The 20261-nt window shown below is 47.5% G+C and carries 16 protein-coding genes; 7 read left to right on the top strand and 9 right to left on the bottom strand.

Going from position 1 to position 20261, the window contains the following annotated elements; translation table 11 throughout:
* Positions 1–9 precede the first annotated feature (9 nt).
* The 4 genes from H6F56_RS09290 to H6F56_RS09275 all read right to left on the bottom strand — a co-directional run bounded on the left by H6F56_RS09290 (position 10) and on the right by H6F56_RS09275 (position 8274).
* Complete coding sequence (locus H6F56_RS09290) at positions 10–2295, bottom strand: filamentous hemagglutinin N-terminal domain-containing protein (RefSeq protein WP_190667073.1); 2286 nt, start codon at positions 2293–2295, stop codon at positions 10–12.
* A gap of 83 nt (positions 2296–2378) precedes the next feature.
* Positions 2379–5075 (bottom strand): beta strand repeat-containing protein, encoded by a 2697-nt coding sequence (locus H6F56_RS09285; protein ID WP_190667071.1) that lies wholly within the window; start codon positions 5073–5075, stop codon positions 2379–2381.
* A gap of 497 nt (positions 5076–5572) precedes the next feature.
* A complete protein-coding gene (locus tag H6F56_RS09280; protein ID WP_190667069.1) occupies positions 5573–6922 on the bottom strand; it encodes a M16 family metallopeptidase in 1350 nt (449 codons plus the stop codon).
* Positions 6923–7008: 86 nt separating this feature from the next.
* Positions 7009–8274, bottom strand: coding sequence for a M16 family metallopeptidase (locus H6F56_RS09275; protein ID WP_190667068.1), 1266 nt, complete (start codon positions 8272–8274; stop codon positions 7009–7011).
* Between the two features lie 315 nt (positions 8275–8589).
* On the opposite strand from H6F56_RS09275, the gene H6F56_RS09270 reads away from it, so the two are divergent.
* A complete protein-coding gene (locus tag H6F56_RS09270) occupies positions 8590–9036 on the top strand; it encodes a hypothetical protein (protein ID WP_190667066.1) in 447 nt (148 codons plus the stop codon).
* Positions 9037–9098: 62 nt separating this feature from the next.
* Positions 9099–10274, top strand: a complete 1176-nt coding sequence (locus H6F56_RS09265; RefSeq protein WP_190667064.1) for a phospholipase D-like domain-containing protein — start codon at positions 9099–9101, stop codon at positions 10272–10274.
* Positions 10275–10512: 238 nt separating this feature from the next.
* On the opposite strand, the gene H6F56_RS09260 is transcribed toward H6F56_RS09265, so the two are convergent.
* The 3 genes from H6F56_RS09260 to H6F56_RS09250 all read right to left on the bottom strand — a co-directional run bounded on the left by H6F56_RS09260 (position 10513) and on the right by H6F56_RS09250 (position 13630).
* On the bottom strand, positions 10513–11523 hold the full coding sequence (locus tag H6F56_RS09260; RefSeq protein WP_190667062.1) for a DnaJ C-terminal domain-containing protein: 1011 nt from the start codon (positions 11521–11523) through the stop codon (positions 10513–10515).
* A 252-nt stretch (positions 11524–11775) separates the two neighbouring features.
* Entirely contained in the window at positions 11776–12270 is a 495-nt protein-coding gene (locus H6F56_RS09255) for an AAA family ATPase (RefSeq protein ID WP_190667060.1), read from the bottom strand.
* 70 nt (positions 12271–12340) lie between these two features.
* Positions 12341–13630, bottom strand: a complete 1290-nt coding sequence (locus H6F56_RS09250) for a glucose-1-phosphate adenylyltransferase (RefSeq protein ID WP_190667058.1) — start codon at positions 13628–13630, stop codon at positions 12341–12343.
* A 319-nt stretch (positions 13631–13949) separates the two neighbouring features.
* Here H6F56_RS09250 and H6F56_RS09245 point away from each other — a divergent pair, with 319 nt between their 5' ends.
* Both H6F56_RS09245 and H6F56_RS09240 read left to right on the top strand, forming a co-directional pair.
* The gene (locus tag H6F56_RS09245) at positions 13950–14318 is read left to right on the top strand and encodes a CU044_2847 family protein (protein ID WP_309236485.1); all 369 of its coding nucleotides are present in this window, start codon (positions 13950–13952) and stop codon (positions 14316–14318) included.
* Positions 14319–14427: 109 nt separating this feature from the next.
* Positions 14428–15888, top strand: coding sequence for a glycoside hydrolase family 13 protein (locus tag H6F56_RS09240; protein ID WP_190667056.1), 1461 nt, complete (start codon positions 14428–14430; stop codon positions 15886–15888).
* 135 nt (positions 15889–16023) lie between these two features.
* Here the strand turns inward: H6F56_RS09240 and H6F56_RS09235 are convergent, their stop codons facing one another.
* Together H6F56_RS09235 and H6F56_RS09230 are read right to left on the bottom strand one after the other, a co-directional pair.
* Entirely contained in the window at positions 16024–16443 is a 420-nt protein-coding gene (locus tag H6F56_RS09235) for a fasciclin domain-containing protein (RefSeq protein WP_190667054.1), read from the bottom strand.
* Between the two features lie 210 nt (positions 16444–16653).
* Positions 16654–17634 carry an ABC transporter ATP-binding protein gene (locus H6F56_RS09230; RefSeq protein ID WP_190667052.1) on the bottom strand — a complete coding sequence of 327 codons (981 nt, stop codon included), beginning with the start codon at positions 17632–17634 and terminating at the stop codon, positions 16654–16656.
* A 192-nt stretch (positions 17635–17826) separates the two neighbouring features.
* Here H6F56_RS09230 and H6F56_RS09225 point away from each other — a divergent pair, with 192 nt between their 5' ends.
* From H6F56_RS09225 to H6F56_RS09215, 3 genes are all read left to right on the top strand, one after another.
* Positions 17827–18033, top strand: a complete 207-nt coding sequence (locus tag H6F56_RS09225) for a hypothetical protein (RefSeq protein WP_190667050.1) — start codon at positions 17827–17829, stop codon at positions 18031–18033.
* Between the two features lie 457 nt (positions 18034–18490).
* Entirely contained in the window at positions 18491–19249 is a 759-nt protein-coding gene (locus H6F56_RS09220) for a Uma2 family endonuclease (RefSeq protein ID WP_190667048.1), read from the top strand.
* Positions 19246–20181 (top strand): RluA family pseudouridine synthase, encoded by a 936-nt coding sequence (locus tag H6F56_RS09215; protein WP_190667046.1) that lies wholly within the window; start codon positions 19246–19248, stop codon positions 20179–20181. The genes H6F56_RS09220 and H6F56_RS09215 overlap by 4 nt, the downstream gene beginning before the upstream one ends.
* Positions 20182–20261 lie beyond the last annotated feature (80 nt).

The raw sequence follows: 20261 nt of genomic DNA, 5'->3' as shown, positions 1-20261 counted from the left end.
CCTTCTAAATTAATTATGGCACTGAGCCAACGGATTCCAAGGACTCGAAAAACTAACATTGGGAGCTTTTGCCACTAATTCAACCTGTCCTTGATGATTTCTAACCCATCCCGTGGCTTCGATGATTGGGAGATGGGGCTTAGGGACTAGGACATCTATTGAACCGGCTTGCGCCCTGGCTGCTGCTGTATTGCTGCCCTCAATCCCAACCGGGCGTAAATCTCGCCAGATTGCCATGCCTGCCAGTGTTTGAGTCGGATCAGAAGGTAAGCCGCCGCGTCCTGTGAGGGTAAATTCACTGTTGGAGGTGACACAGCCGGTGGCAATTTGAGTGCTGGGATCAGCGAGACTTTCTTGCAACTCAACCACACCTGAAGCCGGATCGACATCGGGGGTATTGATTTGTACAATGCCGGTAAATTGTGCGCCGAGTTGGGAAGTGGCAGTGATATCGCTGTTGGGGGTTTGCGTTGGTCGAAACTCTGTGCCAAAAATGCCGCTAGCATTGATAGTAACTCCTCCACCAAAACTTGTTTCTGCATTGGCACTAATGTCACTATTTTCTAGGGCAACTAAGTTATCTGTTTTGATGGCAATATTACCGCCATTTACCTCTTCCGCATTGGTGGGAATTTCTTGCCCAGAATCGGTAACAATTGTACTGCTAGCATTGGTTGTAATTAGGCTTTCTTGACGTAATTTTAAATTTTGAGCGCGAATTCTAATATTACCTTGCTGGCCGGCTCGTCGGGTGGCTGTAATCAGAGCGTCGTTATTGAGTTCTACGGTATTAGCATTGAGTTCAATATTGCCGGCTTCTCCGGTTCCTAAACTTGCTACATTAATTGCTGCCCCATCACTAAGACTTAAGCTATCGGCTGCTACGGAAACGGTGCCGGCATCTCCTGTTAATGCTGTCGCATTATTCAGAGTTGTCCGCGCATACAATCCACTGCGAATTTGACCGTTTATAGAGCGACCTCGAATCTTTACCTGTTCTGCTTGAATATTAATATTGCCACCTTGGCCGGCACCAAAAGTTGATACGGAAATCACTGCTCCATTTTCCACGGTTAGTTGTTCAGCAGCTATTGTGACATTCGCTCCATTTCCTGTTGAAGTTGGCCACGGATTCGACTGAATAGCGGTTAAACTTCCCCCATTCGTTGACAGTCCGCCTAAGCTAACTTGCTTTGCTTGAAGATTAATATTACCCGCATTGCCGGTGGCGTCTGTGGCAGAAAGTATCCCGCTACTATCTCTGAGCATCAATTGATTGGTGTTAATGCTTAATTCGCCCCCGCCGCCGCTTGCTTTTGTCCAAGAAATAATGCTGCTGGGAAACTTTCCATCCGGAGTTCTGCCAATTAATTCAACTGACTCGGAAATATTAAAGGTTAAACTTTTAGCTAATTCTGATCCTTCGTTAATGGAAAAGATGACTGAACCGTTTTCAAGTGTGAGTCGTCGCGCCTGAAATTGAAGCAAGCCGGCTGGATCGCCACTGGTATCAACTGAAGCCGATTGAGTTAGGCGGATATCCTTAAATTGGGCAGATGTTTCAGGCGTTAAGGTAATTTGAGAAGCATTAGAATTAATGGCAATTTCGCCATTCGATAAAGCGAGTAAATTAATCGTGCCGGCGGGGGCGATTAAATTTCCACCTTCTAGATGAATATTTCCCCCAACTAAGGCTAAGGTTTGACCGGCTTTGACACTTAAAGAGGTCATTGGGGCTTCTCGTTCTAATCCAGTTTCTAAACTAAAACTTAAAGAGCGACCGGCACCTAGAACAACAATATCTCCTGAATTTTCACCCACTTGCAACCCAATGGGTACATTAACAGTTAATAAAGGAGGCGCTTGGGGATTGATCGCGCTGAAGGAAGTACCGCCGGCAAATAGAAGACTGTTCGCCGTTGTTCCAATAAAAGATCCCCCAATATCAAGCTTGGCATTCGGGCCAAAAATCATGCCATTGGGATTGAGCAGAAATAAATTAGCCGTTCCGTTGGCGCGAATTAATCCGTCAATATTAGAGATTGTGCTGCCGGTGACGCGGCTGAAAATATTTTTAATTGTAGAGGAGTTGTTAAAAACAGCTTCGCGATTTGTCGGAACAGAAAATTCCCGGAAGCTGTGAAATAAATTGTTGCCGACTTGGGTTCCGCCTTCAATTTGAATTGTGTTGCCGGCAGCGTTGACGTTGCTGTTATTTGGCAGTGTTGTATCTGGGATAATTTGAGCGTTAACAGTGCCGGCTGCTATCAAGCTCAAACAGACAGCACTGTTCATTATCGAGGCTAGAAAACTCGGGTATTTGCACATAGAAATCTTGCCTTATTAATAGAATTAAAAAAATTAGTTTACTTGAAACCCTAATTCAGAGGAGTTGCTGAATTGTCACAACCAGCCGACTGATTCCAAGAACTAGAAAAAGTGAGATTGGGAGCCTTTGCTACCAGCTCCATCTGACCTTTGTTATTGATAATCCATCCAGTTGCTTCAATAATTGGGGGCTGGGGGTTGGCAACTGAAAATTGGGAAATCCCCGTCTCCCTTTCTCCCCCTCTTTCGCTCTCCCCTACAATCTGCCCAACAGCTTCTAGGGGACGCAGATCCTGCCAACGTGCTGTTCCTCTGAGGGTTTGAGTGGGATCAGCCGGCAAACCGCCGTGTCCGGTATCGGTGAAGCTACTGCCTCTAGCTGCTGTGCAACCGGCAGCAATTTGAGTGCTCGGATCAACCGGCTTTTGGGCTAACTCAACCACACCTGAAGCCGGATCGACATCGGGGGTATTCAGTTGTACAGTGCCGCTAAACTGTGCGCCGAGGCTGGAGGTGGCAGTAATATCACTCTGGATCGTCAGCGTTGGCCGAAATTCTGTGCCAAAAATGCCTTGTGCATTGATAATAACCTGACCGCCAAAGCTGCCGGTGGCATTGGCAGTGATATCGCTATTTCCCAAGGCAGCTAAGGTATCGGCATTGATGGTAATATTGCCGCCGGTGGCGGTGCCGGTGGCGTTTGTGGTGATTTGGCTGCCGCGCTGTAGTTGAATATCAGAGGCGTTGAGGGTCATGTTACCTTGATTTCCTTGGGCGGCGGCGGCGCTGAGTATTCCTCGATCAAGGCGGATCTGGTCGGCATTCAGATTAAGGTTGCCGGCACCCCCCGTTTGATTGGAACTGACGGAGACTTGCGCCCCATCACCAACGATCAGCCGCTGTGTCTCAAGGATTAAGTTGCCGGCATCTCCAGTTCCCTGAGAACTGGCAAATAACCCGCTGGGAAAATGCTGTCCTGACTCATCGCGGAAAAAGTCGCGCTTGATGGGAGGAACTGCCGGCACTGACCCGCTCACTTCAACAGACTCAGAGGCTTTAATATTCAGGTTCCCCCCCGCACGGCTGCCCAAGGTGCCCGTGGCGATCTGTCCGCCATCCCGGACGATCAGCCTTGCCGTTTCCAGGGTTAAGTCACCTCCCAAACCGGCATCTGTGGTGTCAGCGGATAATGTGCTCGGACTTCCCAAGACTGAAGTACCGGCAACTTCAACCAGATTTGCCCGCACGCTGACTTCCCCGGCATTACCAAAACTTAGGCTTTCAACGCCCACCCGCGCACCATTGGTGATTCGCAAGCTTTCGGCTTCGATGGTGAGTTTACCGCCGTTGCCAGTTGCCCCCGGTTCGACAGAGGCGGCTAAAACGCTGGCAAATATTCCAGATTCTGAAGTGCCAGTGACTTCAACTTCTCTGGCTTTTACCGTCATTTGGGCGGCATCACCGCCACCTAGGGTAAAGGTTAAAACTTGTGCCCCATCTGTTACTAACAAGCGCTCCGCTTGAATAATTAAGTTTCCGCCCTGACCTGTGGCTCCTGTATACACAGAAGTTTCTACCACGCTGCCGGCCAGGAATTCTACTAAATTTGCTTGGATCGTTAAACTGCCGGCGTTGCCAGATCCAAAGGTATCTGCTCCAATAATCGCGCCATCTGCAACACTCAAGTGATCGGTTTCGATGAGCAACTTGCCGCCATTGCCGGTTGCGCCGGGGTCAACGCTGGCAAAGAGACTGCTGGAAAATGCACCGGGACTACTGGTTAATTCAACGGATTCGGTGGCACGAACAATCAGGCTGCCTCCGGGTTGGTCGCCCAAGGTATCGGCTAAAATGGCTGAACCTTCACTCAGCGTAATGCGCCGGCCCATGAGGTGAACGTCGCCGCCGCCGGTGCCACTGCTACTAATGGAAGCCGCTTGAGAAAGACGGATATCTTGAAAATTTTGAATATCTGGATACTGAAGCGTCCAGCCTGAATTCGTGGGTATGAGGGCGACGGTTCCACCGGCAGCGCTTCCCAGTTCAATTCGCCCAGATTCTGCGGTTAAATTGCCGCCAACAAGTGTAATATTACCGCCAACCAGGGTTAAGGTATTGCCGGCATTCACTTCAAGTCCAGCCGGTCTATCTTCTCGAAGGGTTGCTAAAGTTTCTGGATCAAATGCAAGTTGATTCCCCAACCCTTCGACTTGAATTCCGCCTGGATTTGGCCCTAATTGTAAGCCAATCGGGACATTCACGGTCAATATCGGTGGGGCAGTGGGATTAACCGCACTGAATTCGCTGCCATCGGCAAATTGAATACTGTTTGCCGTTGTCCCCATAAAGGAACCCCCGATGTTTAACCGGGCATTGGGGCCAAACAGGATGCCATTTGGGTTAAGCAGAAACAGGTTAGCTGTCCCGTTAGCGCGAATTAAACCATCAATGTTGGAAATTGTGCTGCCGGTGACGCGACTGAAGATATTTTGAATATCGGCTGCATTGTTAAAGAATGCTTCGGTATTTGTCGGAACAGAAAATTCTCGGAAACTGTGGAATAAACTGCTGCCGGCTTGGGTTCCGCCTTCAATCTGGATGACATTGCCGGCTGGGGTAACCGTTGTGTTACGCGGCAGAGTTGTATCTGGGGTAATTTGAGCGTTGGCGATGCCGATGAAATTGAAGCTATAACAGATCCCACAGCCAATTAACCAGGCCACGCGAACTGGGGTTTTTGACATCATAAAAAAAATGATTTGTCAATTTTATTACCAACAAATTTTAAACTACACCCTTGACAAATTCCTGATGATGGCATCAATTATCGCACTTCACCGGCTTGTGGTAAGAAAGTTGTTAAAGGTCAAATTAAATCTTTACAAAAATAGAGTTGTTTGACCCAGAATTTGTAATTGCAGGGAAAAACCTTGATGCTGAAGACGAGTTTTTCTGTATCTATAGAAACTCGGAAATACTTCTTTCAAATAAAAATAATTTCATCTATTATGACAAGCGAAAAATAACACTTGCAAAGAGTTATAGCGCGTTGCAAGTTGCCACACCAAACTTGCAGCTGAGCCGACTTGAGCATTCCTTAGGGAATTCCCCCGCTAGCACTCGCCGCAAGCCGCAGATTTTAACGCTGATTGATAGGTTCAACCCTCAGCCCAGCAAAACCCTTTTTCTGGAAATTGGAAAGGGATTTTAATCGAGTGTGGGTCAGTTATTTTGCTCGATTGCCCTAGGAAAGGGCCACAACCGGCACTTGAGTCACCGCAGCAGCCGGCCCGACCAAAGAGATAAAAGGTTCACTGAAATATCGGCAAGCCGCTTGCTGAGCCACAGGTGCCGTCACCGCACTAATCGCTGCGGTAAAACTCGAATCGAATTCAATTCCCAGCCCTAACGTCTCGTACCAGCCAAACACCTGAGCGAGTTGAGCGTTGGTTTGTTTACCTAAAGCGTACTGCCCCAGCAACTTATTCTTTGCTGCTTGTAATTCTTCATCACTGAGTACCACGTTGCAGAGGCGCTCTACTTCTGTCCGCAAGCCGGCTAGCGCTGTTGCAGTGTTGTCGGGTGCAGTGCCCATGTAAACCGCAAACTGGGACGTATCCAGACGCGTAGGATACAGTGCCGAAACTTCGTAAGCCAAGCCGCGCTTCTCTCGCAATTCCACAAACAGCCGGCTGGAGAGACCATTTCCTAAGTAAGTATTCAGGAGCTTCAGCGCTGCATAATCGGCGCTGACTGCTTTGGTGGTGGGGAAGTTTAAAGGTTCACTTGAATTTTCGGGCGCTTCTGTGGTTTCTGCACACCGTACAGAAGGCGCGAGATAGCCCAGCATAACAATCGATTGCTGCGTCTGGAGGGGAGTGACAATTTGCTGAGGTTTAGGGTTCGGCACCGGCAGCACCAGAGCCGGCAGAGGCGTTGCCGGTGCTTGCCAATCTCCAAACACTTCACTGATTAGTTCCAGGGCGTATTCTGGCGCAATCCGACCGGCCAAACTAATAACTACATTATCTGGGCGGAAATACGTTTGGTGATAGTGGTGCAGATCGTCGCACGTCAGTTGAGAAACCGTGGCTTCGGTTCCCAGGCTAGAGAAGGCATAGGGATGATCCGGGTACATGGCTTGCCGCAGCTGCTCGAATGCGATCGCAAACGGCTGTTCCTGCTGAGAGCGAATGCCTTGAAGTGTGAGGCATTGTTCCAGTTCCACCTCTGCTTCTGGGAAAGTTGGCGCTCTCAGCAGTTGCCCCGCCAAGTCGAGCATCTGAGCAAAGTCAGAGGAAACGGTTTTCAGACTTAGCAAGAAATAATCTGGGGTGGCATCTGCACCCAGACTCGCTCCAACAGACTCTACCTGCTCAGCAATTTCTAGGGAAGAAAGCCGGCTAGTTCCTTTTGTCAGAACTGCTGCGAGTAGGTGAGCTAGCCCCGCTTGATGTCTGGGTTCGCACCGGCTGCCGGCGCGGACAAAAATCCGAGAGGCAATAATATCGGCAGCGGGATTTTCTACCAATAGCACTACCATCCCATTGTTGAGAACAGTGCGATGAACAGTCCGGTTCTGAAAAGATTGCATTAAAGTTTGATTCACGTTTTAGTTGGGGATGGGATTTTAGAAAATGGGGAGATGGAGCGAGCTAAATGCCGGTGACGAATTAAGAATTAAAGAGGTTTAAGCACCGTAACTGCGTAGTAGTAGGGGGAGAGATACTGAGCGGCTAAACGCTGTAAATCTTTGGCTTGATAGGACTGAATTTTTGTCGGATACGTCACAGACATTTCCGAGCGGGCAATGGTATGGTAATAACCGTATAAACCGGCTAGCTGAATCGGGGTTTCTGTTGAAAAGGCATAGTCATTACACAGCAAGCGTTTGCAGCGAGCGAGTTCTGCTTCAGAAATTGGTTTTGCTTGCAATTGCATGAGATGCTCGCAAATCAATGCTTCCACCGACTCCACATTTTTTGGATCTAACCAGGCACTGATCGTTAACAAACTCGATTCCTGTTGTAGGGAGAAACTACAGTTAACCCCTTGAACGCATCGCCTCTCTTCCCGCAAGTCCCGGACTAAGCGAGAGGTTCGCCCTTCTCCTAGCAGCACCGAGAGTAAATCTAATCCGTAAGCATCTTGTAACTGATCGACCCCTGGTCCTGTCCAAGCCATAATTAGCCGCGCCTGTTCCAACCGGGGAACATACAGTTCCCGCCGGCGGATTTCGATCATCGGCGGTTCAGCTTCGGTTTGGATTTTGGGACATTTTTCTGGGACGGGAAATTTCTCAAAGGCTTGATTCACTAATTCCAGGGCCGGTTCCAACTCCACATCACCGACTATCACGACAGCCATGTTTTCTGGTTGATAGTGCGTTCGGTGGAAACTCCGCATTTCCTGGGGTGAATGCTGCATCAATTTAGCCTCAGTTCCCAGGATTGGCCGTCCGTAGGGGTGGCGAGGGTAAACAATCTCCATCAGGGCTTGAAAGGCTAACCAGTCCGGGTTATCAGCAGTTTGACGGATTTCCTCTAACACGACATCGCGCTCGCGGACAAATTCATCGTCTGGGATAGCGGCGTGTAAAATAAGTTCTGCCAAAGCCGGCAGGGTATCTTTTAAATACTCGGCTGCTGTGAGCGTGAAGAAATGTGCGTAGTCGTGACTCGTGGCCGCATTTGTCATTCCGCCCCGATTTTCGATTACGCAATCAAATACCCCAGGCGGCATCAGATCGGTGCCTTTAAAGATCATGTGTTCTAAAAAGTGCGCCATTCCAGACCATTGCGCCGGTTCTGCCATTGCGCCGGCTCTGACCCAAACATCTACAACAGCCACAGGTGTGGCCGGAACCGATTGGTGAATCACTGTTAAGCCGTTTTCCAGCCTCAAGATTTCGGCTGGGAACCCTGATAGAGTCCTCAATTGAAGCAATTTGTGTAAAGGCCAATAAAAATTTAATACGATGTGACTTATCGTAACGTTTTATAGCTAAACAATTTGAATGAATTGTTACAGTCTAGCGCAAAGTGGCCACTAACTGCTGGTAGCCGGCGTTTGAGGGATTCACAGGGCACCGGCTTCTGCGGTGGGGATCGCTGCCACACTTGCGCTCATCTGCGGCACATTTTGGGATTTTCCTGTAGGTTAGCTTTGGCTATGCTCAACCCAATCTACGAATCTGAACGCCTTTTCTAGCAAGCATTTAAATAAAATTTTCTCAATCTCCACTCTAAAATCTAAAATTGTATGACTGAGCCGCTTACGCAACGGATGAATCTGGCCGCAGAAAGCCTTTTGGACAATGAAGCTCTCACCGCTCAACTAGATGAGCCGGCAGCTAGCGCTTTGCTGGACTGGGGCTTAGCCTGTGTCAAACTAATTGTGCGAGACACGGCTGATTTAGATGAGGAAGCGGCTGAAACCTTCATCGCCCCCAAACTTCGCGCCGTCCGCTTGCTGATGCGATCAGTCAATCAGTGGGTTACCACAGGAGAGGACAGGGATGATCGTGCCGGTGAGTCTTCACTGAATGAGATTCTAGAACAAGCTGCCAAGATTTACCCAAATTACCAACCCCCAAACAAGGCACAGCAGCAAGCATTATTAAAGCAACCACTGCTAGAGGAACCGTCCGAATGGATTCTCAATCTTCGCCGGCTTGTTGAAGGTTCACATGAGGAAGCACAGCCGTAATTTTTCACATATCAATTTAGATTTGATCAGACAAGACAGGAAGACTCTCATTTTTTAATGTTATGAATTCAATTAAGCAAAGTTCTAGCAAAAATTCAAAACTTAAATTTAAAAAAAGTATTCCACAACGTATTATTGACTTTGGAAAAATAACACTCAAAGCCTTCCCAAACTTCCTCAGCACTCAATATCGACGCACCATCTCTGCGTTGTTAATGGCTTCCCTTATTTGCGGATTAGCCGGCTGCGGTTTATTCCAAAAATCTTGGTGGCAAATTCAGTTCACCAATCCCACCCCACCAAATAATACGATTGTAGCCGAATTGGTTACTAATATTAACAGTAGTAAAAGTAGTATTCATATTGCCGCATTTGAATTCAATCTCGATTCAATTGCTGAGGCACTGATTGCCGCGAAGAAGCGCGGAGTTGATATTAAATGGGTGACAGATGACGAATATGGATTGGCAGAAGATAAAGATCCGGGACACGGACAATTCGCTCAGCTAAAGCGGGCGGGAATTCCTGTAAAGGCAGATGACCGACCGGATTTGATGCACAACAAATTTATTATCTTTGATAATCGAGTCGTCTGGACCGGCTCCACAAATTTAACGATCAATGGCACACAAAGAAATAACAATAATGCGATTTTTCTAAATTCGCCAGAATTAGCGGTGATATTCGAGCAAGAATTTGCAGAAATGTGGGCCGGCCAATTTGGCCCTTCTTCTCCCTCAACAGTGGATTTGCAACAAGTCACCGTAAATGGAACGTCGGTACAGGTGTTATTTGCCCCTGAGGATAAAGTATCAAGTAAATTGTTGCCGCTGATTAATAATGCGAAAAGCAGTATTCGATTTATGGCTTTTTCATTTACTCACGAACAACTGGGTGCGGCGATGCTGAATCGCGCAAAAGCGGGAGTGGATGTGCAGGGAATTTTTGAAAAAAATGGCAGTGAAACGGAGTACAGTGAACTGCCTAAGTTTTACTGTGCTGGGATGCCGGTGCGTCAAGATAGTAATCCCAGTGCTTTTCACCACAAAGTTATTGTGATTGATAATAATACCGTAATCACCGGCTCTTATAATTTCTCGAATAATGCAGATCGGCGCAATGATGAAAATGTGGTGATTCTTAACAACGGGGAAATTGCCAAGGAGTATTTATCTGAATTTAATACTCGCTGGGCAGAGTCACGCCAGCCTGCACAGTCGAGAATGAAGTGCCGGTGATCTATAGTTGAATCTCTTCGATTCCAATTTAGCAGTTCGTCGGGCTTTTTATTAGGCCGGCAAAAACTAAGTTAAATCTAGCAGAGCGTTGAATCTTAATATTTTATTTGGAGCTAAAAAGGGTTTAAAATTGCCAGTACCAACATAATCAACCCTTTTGTAGCCGGCCTTTTAATACCTTCATAAAAAAAAGACGCGGGATAGTGCCGCGTCCTAACAAACTTGGTGAGGAGAAAATTTACAAGCGAATTTGCTGAAAATGACTGCGGGGATTAAAGCTGCGAGAATCGCGAATTTTTTCGTATAATTCGCGCTCAGTCGCGCTGATATCTTTTGGTGGCACAATCACGATTCGCACCAGTTGGTCACTGCGGCCTCCTTTTGGACGTGGCCAGCCTTTGCCACGCAGCCGTAGGGATTGACCGGAACGAATGCCGGCGGGGACATTCATGGTGACAGTCCCATCGGGTGTAGGGATTTCAAGTTGACTGCCTAAGACGGCCTCATCAGGGGTCACCGGCACCTCACAGACAAGATTCTCTCCATCAAATTGGAAGAACGTGTGAGGCTGGATTTCGACAACTAAATAAAGATCTCCCCGCTGCTGGCTGTAGGCATTGAGCTGACCTTTACCTTTAACGCGAATGCGACTTCCGGGTTTAGCCCCGGCGGGAATTCGCACATCAATCATTTCATTACCCAAACTCAAGCGTCTCTGCACACCTTGAAAGGCTTCAGAAAAGGTAAGAGTAATCGTTCCCTCTCGATCTGCAGAAGGGCCGGCTGATTGATTGCCAACCCCTGAACCATTTTCAAAGCCTCCAAAGCCGGTTGGGCCACCTGTGTTGGTGCGGTAGTTATAATTCCAGCGCGGATTGCGACCGGCAGTAGGGCCGGTGCTGCCAACTCGACCGAGTAATTCGTTAATGAATTCGTCAAAACTGCCGAACTGGCTAAAGTCGAAGTTATTAACATCTACACCAGGGGCAGATGACCATCCTGGCCCTGGCCCAGCTTGTTTCCAATATTGACCGAATTGATCGTATTTTTTGCGCTTTTCCGGGTCAGATAAGACTTCGTAAGCTTCAGTTACTTCTTTGAAGTGGGCTTCTGCCTCCCGATTGCCAGGATTCATGTCTGGGTGGTATTTCCGTGCCAGTTTGCGGTAAGTCTTTTTAATGTCATCCGCACTGGAAGTTTTACTGATACCCAAAATTGCATAGTAGTCTTTAAAATCGGTTGCAGCCATTAACCAGTCACCTCTGTTTTAATGAATAAGTTTAAAGTTTTTTTTCTATAACGTCATAGAGAGTGCTGAGTGCCCAGTTGTGAGTGTCTTTAGTTGCAGTTAAAAGTCTTAGGGCGGCGCTGCACTCAAAACGAGGAAAATCGGATATCGGCTTAGTATTATCCGATTGATGAAGAGGTGATAGAAAAAAAATTCTCACTTCTCTAGCTTCAGATTACCTAAGGTTAGGTATGCCTCTAGTTCGGTTTTTTCTTAGCGTATGATCGCAATTTCCGTACTAATGCCGGCAGGCGACCAACGGATTAGCTGATCAAGGCCATCTTGAAGGGCTGGAGGGGCGTCACTCATCTGCCGGTGCATTCGCAAGATGACTTCTTCTGGGACTTGCCGGCCTCGCTGCCGGTTGCGTTGTAAGCACTGCTTTAAGGGGGTGTCTAACCACAAGCCGGTGATGTGGGTAAAACCGGCCTTTCTTGCCAGCATAATGGCTTCGCGGCGCTGTTTACGGGCTGCATTGGTGGCATCATAAATGGCTGAGGGGGCGTGGATTCGGGCTTGCTGAAACTGACGTTGTACTTCTCGCCAAACAAGCAACCACGGCCCTTGAATCGATTCATCTCCAAATAGCTTAGCCCGGATTGCGTCTGTGGAGATGTGGTGCCGGCGTGGGCAGTCTGCGATCAAGTATTGCGTTAAATAAGTTTTTCCACTCCCAGGAAGCCCGATTAGTAAAATGAGTTTAGTCATCGAAGTTTTAGACTTTAGATTTTAGATTTTAGAGGGTTAATCCAAAATCCAAAATCTAAAATCCAAAATGCTAAATAACAGTTCTGTCGGCAATGACCGCATTTTTCAATACGACAACGATGCCGCTACGGATGTAGAAACCGTCGTCTTCACGATTGGCTTCTTCTACTCTATCTTTATTGATGATTTGGACGTGCCGGCCTATCCGAGCATTTTTATCGACGATAGCGCGACGAATGGTGGTGTCGGAACCGATGCCCAAAGGTACGCCGCCTTTTTGTAAGCCGGATTGACGTTCGGCGAAGGGTTCGTAGAAGTCAGAACCCATCACGAGAGAGTCTTCGATGTGGCAGCGGGCTTCCACGCGAGAACGCACGCCTAAAACAGAGTGATCGATGCGGCATTCTTTGAGGATGCAGCCTTCTCCGATCATCGATTCAGTGACTTGACAATCTAACAGTTTTGTAGGTGGCAAGTAACGGGCGCGAGTGTAGATGGGGGCTTTTTCGTCGTAGAAGCTAAAATCCGGGTGCGGTTGTTTGGTTAAAGCCAGGTTGGCTTCATAGAAGGCTTCTATGGTTCCAATGTCTTCCCAGTAATCGTTGAATAAGTAAGCTTGAACGTTGTAGTCTTTCGCGGAAGCGGGGATGATTTCTTTACCAAAATCAGTCCGATCTGGGGCTTCTTCCAACAGTTTGACCATGACATCTCTGTTGAAGACATAAATCCCCATTGAGGCGATATAGGGGCTTTTCTTGGCTTGTTCAGGTGATAAGCCGAGGGTTGTAGTATCAACCTGCATTTCTTTCAAGGCGTCGCCTTTGGGCTTTTCGCTGAAGGAGATCACCCGCCCTTTGTCGTCGATTTTCAATAAGCCAAAATCAGAGGCGCGTTTCTCGTCGATGGGTAAGACAGAGAGGGTGATATCTGCGCCGGTTTCGCGGTGACGTTCCACGAACTGCCGGTAGTCCATGCGATAGAGGTGATCGCCAGAGAGAATGAGGTATTCATCAACATCCCATTCCTGCATTAGCCACAGATACTGGCGCACGGCATCTGCGGTTCCCTGGAACCAGTTCGGGTTTTCGGCGGTTTGTTGGGCAGCGAGCACTTCCACAAACCCTTCCGTGAAGCCAGAAAACGAGTAAGCACGGGCGATGTGGCGGTTGAGGGAGGCTGAATTGAATTGGGTAAGGACGTAGATTTTATAGATTTCTGAGTTGATGCAGTTACTGACGGGGATATCAATTAGGCGATATTTGCCGGCAATGGGAACTGCCGGTTTCGCCCGTAGTTTGGTGAGTGGATAGAGGCGGGTGCCTGCGCCGCCGCCGAGGATGATCGCTAAGACTTTTTTCACTGAATTCCTCCCAAATGCCGGTGATCTCTCATGTCCAGTGTCGGACTGTGCGGGATCGTTGGCAAGGGGGGAAGGCAGGATGTTAGGTTAAGAGCCGGTTAGGGTGGGAGGGTGAATGAAAAATGGGAAGCATAACCTCCCATTTGTGAAAAATGTCTATTAATTGGGCCTGTGGGGTTTATTACTCCTCTATATCACAATAGGTTATTAATAATTGTGAGAAGATAAGGTTAATTCTTTCATGCAGACTGGTGCGAACTTCATCGATAATTTCAGTTCGATTATTTGAAATTTCCGCAAATTTTAGTGACAGTTCTTCATACAACAAGCTGAACCTTTTAATACGTTCATAATCTGTCTGGCCTTCAGGATTAGTGACTATCAACTCGCTAAAGTTTTTACTAATCTCAATCCAGGGAACACTAGCCCTTATGATGAGCAAAGGGGTTTAGGAACAGACACAATCGCCCAAATGCAGCTAGCGCGAAAGATGATTCGGGACTATACCTCGTATGTCTTGAGTGCCTTTAAGGATTTTGGAGCGGCTGAGATTGAAGAGGTTACACTCAAATTTGGGATGAAACTGGGCGGCTCTGCCGGCATTCCTTACATTACAGAAGGCAAGGCCGAAAGCAATTTGGAAATAGAGGTAAAGTGTAAATTTCCTGACAAAAAAACCGGCATCTAACCCTAACCGACACATCCCCAACCCTAAAATAGCGGCTTTCTACCCAAAGCTAGATCCACAAGCCGGCTAGACCCTTGTAGCCTAAGCGAGGAAAGGCTACTAAAAATCTATGCAAATTCAAACTCCAGATTGGGTCAAACACGCTGTATTCTACCAAATATTTCCAGACCGCTTTGCTAAAAGCCAGCAGCCTCGCAAGCGGCTATTAAAAAATGCCTCTTGGGAAGATTGGCATGAAATGCCCACACTCCAAGGCTACAAAGGCGGAGACTTATGGGGCGTGATGGAACAGCTAGATTATCTGCAAGATTTGGGAATTAACGCGATTTACTTCACGCCTATCTTTCAATCTGCTAGTAACCACCGCTACCATACTCACGACTATTATCAAGTCGATCCGATGTTGGGCGGAAATCCAGCTTTTAAAGAATTGCTAGATGCCGCCCATGAACGGAATATTAAAGTGGTTCTGGATGGGGTGTTCAACCATTCCAGCCGGGGATTTTTCTTTTTCCACGATGTTTTGGAAAACGGTCCCCATTCGCCTTGGCTAGATTGGTTTAAGATTGAAGGCTGGCCGTTATCTGCTTATAATGGGGAATTCCCGGCGAATTATGTGGGTTGGGATGGCAACCGGGCGCTGCCGGCATTCAACCATGACAACCCGGAAGTGCGGGAATACATTATGGAAATTGCCGAATATTGGATTAAATTCGGCATTGATGGTTGGCGTTTAGATGTGCCGTTTGAAATTAAAACACCCGGTTTTTGGCAAGAATTTCGTGATCGCGTCAAAGCTGCTAACCCAGAAGCTTATATCGTTGGGGAAGTTTGGGGAGATTCCCGCGAGTGGCTGGATGGTACGCAATTTGACGGGGTGATGAATTATCTATTTACTGCGCCAACCATTGCTTTTACCGCCGGTGATCGCGTTGATATCGACCAAGTTAAGGACAGATCCTACAGTCCTTATCCACCCCTATTCGCACCCGAATATGCGGAAAAGATTCAGTATTTGCTGGAACTTTACCCTTGGGAAATTCAACTAACTCAGCTCAATTTACTCGCCAGTCACGATACAGCGCGGCTAATTTCGATTGCCGGCGGTGATAAACCGAGTGTAGAATTGGCAACGCTGATGCTGATGACGTTCCCTGGTGCACCGAGCGTTTATTATGGTGATGAAGTTGGTTTAGTAGGCAAGCTCGACCCCGATTCGCGCCGTGGGTTTCCAATGGAATCTAACTGGGAACGGGATGTTCTAGATTACCATAAACAGCTTATTGCCCTGCGCCATCAGTATAAGTGTCTCCGCACCGGCAGCTATCAAGTTCTGTACGCTCATGCGGCAACTTATGCCTTTGCTCGCATTTTGGGGACTGAGGAATTGATTGTTATCCTGAATGTGGGAAGTGCAGCATCTCAGGTAACTTTTGAGGTGACAGGTTTGCAATCTAAACCGAATAAGTTGTTATACGGTTCTGCTGAGTTTGAGTGGACGGGTGAAGGGGCATCTCAGCTCAAATTGGATATTCCTCCCCGGAGTGGGTGCATCCTTGGTGTGGGCTAAATTTAGCCGGCATTACCACTCTTTTTTTGGGCAATCTTTGACAGTATAAGAAGTGTAAATAAACCCAGAAAAACACAGACAATCTATCTGTGTTTTTCTGCGATTTTATGACGATGTCGGATGTGCCGATCTCGTTTAGTTAACGGATACGAGTGCCGGTATCAACACGGTGTCAATGATGTGAATGACACCATTATCTGTGAGGATATCTGCTTGCAAAACCTTCGCGTCATTGATTTTGTAGCCACCCTCAGATTTATCAATCCCAACTAAGCCACCTTCAACTGTCTCAGCAGACTGGAGTTCATCTAAGTTATCAGTTCTGACATCGCCAGAAAGGACGTGATAACTCAAAATTTGCTTCAGCTTGGGAATGTCTTCCATTAAAGAAGCCAATGTTTCCGTTGGAATCTTGGCAAATGCTTCGTCGGTGGGGGCGAAAACAGTGTAAGGGCCAGGACTTTCCAAAAGTTCTAGCAAATCCGCTGCTTCAACCACTGTCATTAACGTTTTAAAAGAGCCGGCCTCGCTGGCAGTCTCGACAAGGTTAGCCATAGTGTTTTTCCAGTTGCGAATGTATTTCCTCTTTAGAAATACAAGGAGAAAGACTCATCGCGCATCTTTCATGGGTTAGACGTTGTACAAAATCTAAGAAATTTTGCAAAAAAAATGAATGTTGGGGGGATGCTCGGCGAGTTTTACCGTAAAATGTCCCAGATTTCCCTCGCTTGCCGGCACTCACACCGATTTTAGCTGCCGGTTTATTCAACGACTAGTCAGAATTCCCCGCTGTTTGAGCTGCTGCATAAAAAACTCTTCTAGAGTGGTTCGTGCTTCGGATAAAGCTGCGATTTGCCCACCCATAAGGTTGAGGCTGGCGAGAAAATCCTGGGGATCACCTTTTAAATGACCGTGCCAGTATTCATCTTGAAATTCTAAGTCGGGTATGCGCTGTCTGATCACGTCCGGGTTGCCGCCTTTGCCTTTGATGTAGTAGGTTTCTGCGTTGCCGAGGAGTTCGCTCAGTGAGCCGGTGCAAATTAATTCGCCTAAGGCGAGAATGGCGACGCGATCGCAGATTTTTTCCACATCTGAGAGGATATGGCTGTTGAAAAAGATGGTTTTACCTTGGGCTTTGAGTAAGAGAATGATTTCTCGTATCTGGTAGCGTCCCATCGGATCTAAACCGGACATCGGCTCATCGAGAAAGACGACTTCTGGATCGTTGATGAGTGCCTGTGCCATACCAATTCGCTGCACCATACCTTTGGAATACTGACGCAATTGTTTTTTGCGGGCGGCGGATTGAGCGAGTCCGACGAGATCGAGCAGTTGGGGGATACGCTGGCGCTGTACGGCAGCGGGGATTTGGAAGAGACCGGCAGTATATTGCAAAAATTCCCAGCCGGTGAGGGAGTCATAGTAGTAGGCGTTTTCCGGCAGATAACCAATTCGCTGTTTGACTGTGCGATCGCCTAAAGGACGCCCTAACAGCAAACCCCGTCCAGACGTAGGGCGGGCGATTCCTAGGAGTGTTTTGAGCAAGGTGGTTTTACCGGCACCATTTGGCCCCAGCAAGCCAAATGTTTCTCCCTGATACACTGTTAGGGTGCAGTTTTTCAAGGATTCGATTTTTTGGTTCATCCAGAAGCCGGTGCGGTAGACTTTGCTCAGTTCGTAGGTTTGCACCACCGGCTGCCGATCACGAGCGATTATTTCCTCTGGCAAATTGGCGACAGATTCCATTCCAGTAAAGGCGATAAGTGGCAACTGAGTTTATTTATTCCCTATTTTGCCGGTTTTTGGATCAATTTGAAAGAATTAACGATTTCGCTCACCGCTATTGATGCCGGCTGAAATGAAGGTTGGCATCATTGGCGTTCCATTGCGGTTCAACTTAAACTTTTATTAAGAGCAATCATTAAATCAAGGAATCACATGGATCGTTCAAAAATTGTTGCGATTATCACTGGCGCGATTTCTCTCATTCTGGCGATCGCCTATCTCGTTATTGTACAGGTGCTCGATTTCCGAGGCGAAATGCTGCCGGCTCCCCAAAGTCAGATAGACGTGCCGATGCAAGTTGCCTCTATTTCACATCTGGCACCCGTTACAACACCACCAAGGATTGAAATTGCCGGCTGATCCCGCAAATCCCCTAAAGTCGGATAGATACCGACTTTAGCGATAAGACAGGGTTAAGTCTCTGGCTGGCCGGTTGCTGTGTCATTGCCAGGGGTACGACACTCTCAGTTTTGTCTTACCGGCAGTTTGAATTTGGCTCTTGTTATGATCGCTGCCGGTGCTAAATTCTGCGATTTTGCGGCACAATTATTGTATCAGAACCCATCAACAATGCTCTTTGCTTGCAAGTCTATTCTTATGAATAATCATTAATATTTTTTGGTGGCAATTTTAAAAGCACACCAAAAATAAAATATTAATTATGCTTACCAGTTAGACTGTTACTGATACACTTGCAGGCCCAACCAAACAACAAACTTAATCAACCTTTATTGTTTCATCTTTGTGACTGTGCGTCTTAGTTATTCCTTTAAACTATAAAGCCGCAACATCAACTGTCATACTTAGGATAATAACCATGCTCACTCAACAACAATCTCCTAAAAAACAAGACATCGTCTACCCAGAAAGTGACGGCAAGCCAATGGCAGATAATACAGAACAATTCCGCTGGATTGTAATGATCAAGGAAAACTTAGAACTATTATTTGCTGCCGGCCCTGATGTCTTTGTTGCCGGCGATCTTCTCTGGTATCCTGTGGAAGGAAATAGCAGCCTGAACCGCGCACCAGATGTCATGGTGGTATTTGGCAGACCGAAAGGAAAACGCGGCTCTTATCTGCAATGGCTGGAAGATAACATCGCTCCTCAAGTCGTGTTTGAAATCCTTTCGCCAAATAACACGCTCACAGAGATGGGGAAGAAATTTCAGTTTTACGACCGCTACGGTGTTGAGGAATACTATTTATATGATCCGGCGAAAGCAGATTTGAGTGGCTGGCTACGTTCTGAATCACAATTGCAAGTCATTGAACCCATTGAAGGTTGGATTAGTCCCCGATTAGGAATACACTTTGATTTGTCTGGGGAAGAACTGCAAATTTATGGCTCAGACGGGGGCAAGTTTCTCACTTTTGTAGAATTGGATCGACTGCGCCAACAAGAACAGCAGGAGAAAGAATTGGCTCAACAACGCGCTGAAACTGAGCACCAACGTGCTGAAACTGAACGCCAACGCGCCGAGCAGGCAGAAACCGAATTGCAACAAGAACAACAGCGCCGGCAAGCAATGGAAGCGCGACTTAGAGAAATGGGAATCGATCCGAATCAACTGTGACAGAAATTAATTTACAAGTTCAAGAAACTAGCGAACGCCTTGATCGCTACCTTGCTGAACAACTCAGCGATTTTTCTCGCTCTCGAATTCAGCAGCTAATATTACAAGGCCATGTAAAAGTCAATAATCAAACTTGCATGTCCAAAAAGGTGTCGGTGGCTGCCGGCGATCTCATTGAGTTAACCATTCCGCCGGCAGAACCTTTGGAACTGCAACCGGCAGATATTCCTTTAGATGTTCTCTACGAAGACGATCACCTGCTTATTGTTAACAAGCCAGCCGGCTTAGTCGTCCATCCCGCACCTGGACACGAAGCCGATACCCTGGTAAACGCCCTTCTTACCCACTGCCCCAATCTCGTCGGCATTGGGGGCGTACAGCGTCCGGGAATTGTCCACCGGCTCGATAAAGACACCACCGGCGCAATTGTTATCGCCAAAACCGACCAAGCCCATCAACACCTGCAAGCCCAACTCAAAGCCAAAACAGCCCGCAGAGAGTATCTAGGCATCGTCTCCGGTGCGCCTAAAACACCAAGCGGTACAGTTGACCTGCCCATCGGTCGGAACCCCGCAGATCGTAAGAAAATGGCAATAGTGCCGATTGAGAAAGGCGGACGCCCCGCAATCACCCACTGGCAAGTCCAAGAACGCCTCAGCAACTACACGCTGATGCACTTTCAGCTTGAAACTGGGCGCACCCATCAAATTCGCGTCCACAGCGCCCAGATCGGGCATCCTATTGTTGGTGATCCAATTTATAGCAGCGGTCGCTCTTTAGGAGTTAATATAGCCGGTCAAGCCCTTCACGCTTGGCGACTTCAGCTACAGCATCCCGTCACCGGCGAATTGATTGAGGCGACTGCACCCCCTCCAGAAGCCTTCACTACCCTCCTGACAATTTTGCGACGACGCGCCAACTTTGGGGAATAAATAGTAGTTAAGGGCGAGAAACTAGGTACTATTAACTAGAAAGTGATTCTAGCCTGTAGCATCTAATTTCTTGCCCTTAG

Origin of the sequence: Microcoleus sp. FACHB-672, assembly GCF_014695725.1 — a bacterium.
In the GTDB taxonomy this organism is placed as follows: domain Bacteria; phylum Cyanobacteriota; class Cyanobacteriia; order Cyanobacteriales; family Oscillatoriaceae; genus FACHB-68.
The sequence above is the reverse complement of the archived record's forward strand: the minus strand, read 5'-3'. Positions and strand labels throughout refer to the sequence as shown.

Excerpts from the sequence above, each read along its gene's own strand:
- H6F56_RS09290 (WP_190667073.1), bottom strand. The coding sequence starts at position 2,295 with ATGAACAGTGCTGTCTGTTTGAGCTTGATAGCAGCCGGCACTGTTAAC.
- H6F56_RS09285 (WP_190667071.1), bottom strand. The coding sequence starts at position 5,075 with ATGATGTCAAAAACCCCAGTTCGCGTGGCCTGGTTAATTGGCTGTGGG.
- H6F56_RS09280 (WP_190667069.1), bottom strand. The coding sequence starts at position 6,922 with ATGCAATCTTTTCAGAACCGGACTGTTCATCGCACTGTTCTCAACAAT.
- H6F56_RS09270 (WP_190667066.1), top strand. The coding sequence starts at position 8,590 with ATGACTGAGCCGCTTACGCAACGGATGAATCTGGCCGCAGAAAGCCTT.
- H6F56_RS09265 (WP_190667064.1), top strand. The coding sequence starts at position 9,099 with ATGAATTCAATTAAGCAAAGTTCTAGCAAAAATTCAAAACTTAAATTT.
- H6F56_RS09260 (WP_190667062.1), bottom strand. The coding sequence starts at position 11,523 with ATGGCTGCAACCGATTTTAAAGACTACTATGCAATTTTGGGTATCAGT.
- H6F56_RS09255 (WP_190667060.1), bottom strand. The coding sequence starts at position 12,270 with ATGACTAAACTCATTTTACTAATCGGGCTTCCTGGGAGTGGAAAAACT.
- H6F56_RS09240 (WP_190667056.1), top strand. The coding sequence starts at position 14,428 with ATGCAAATTCAAACTCCAGATTGGGTCAAACACGCTGTATTCTACCAA.
- H6F56_RS09235 (WP_190667054.1), bottom strand. The coding sequence starts at position 16,443 with ATGGCTAACCTTGTCGAGACTGCCAGCGAGGCCGGCTCTTTTAAAACG.
- H6F56_RS09230 (WP_190667052.1), bottom strand. The coding sequence starts at position 17,634 with ATGGAATCTGTCGCCAATTTGCCAGAGGAAATAATCGCTCGTGATCGG.
- H6F56_RS09225 (WP_190667050.1), top strand. The coding sequence starts at position 17,827 with ATGGATCGTTCAAAAATTGTTGCGATTATCACTGGCGCGATTTCTCTC.
- H6F56_RS09220 (WP_190667048.1), top strand. The coding sequence starts at position 18,491 with ATGCTCACTCAACAACAATCTCCTAAAAAACAAGACATCGTCTACCCA.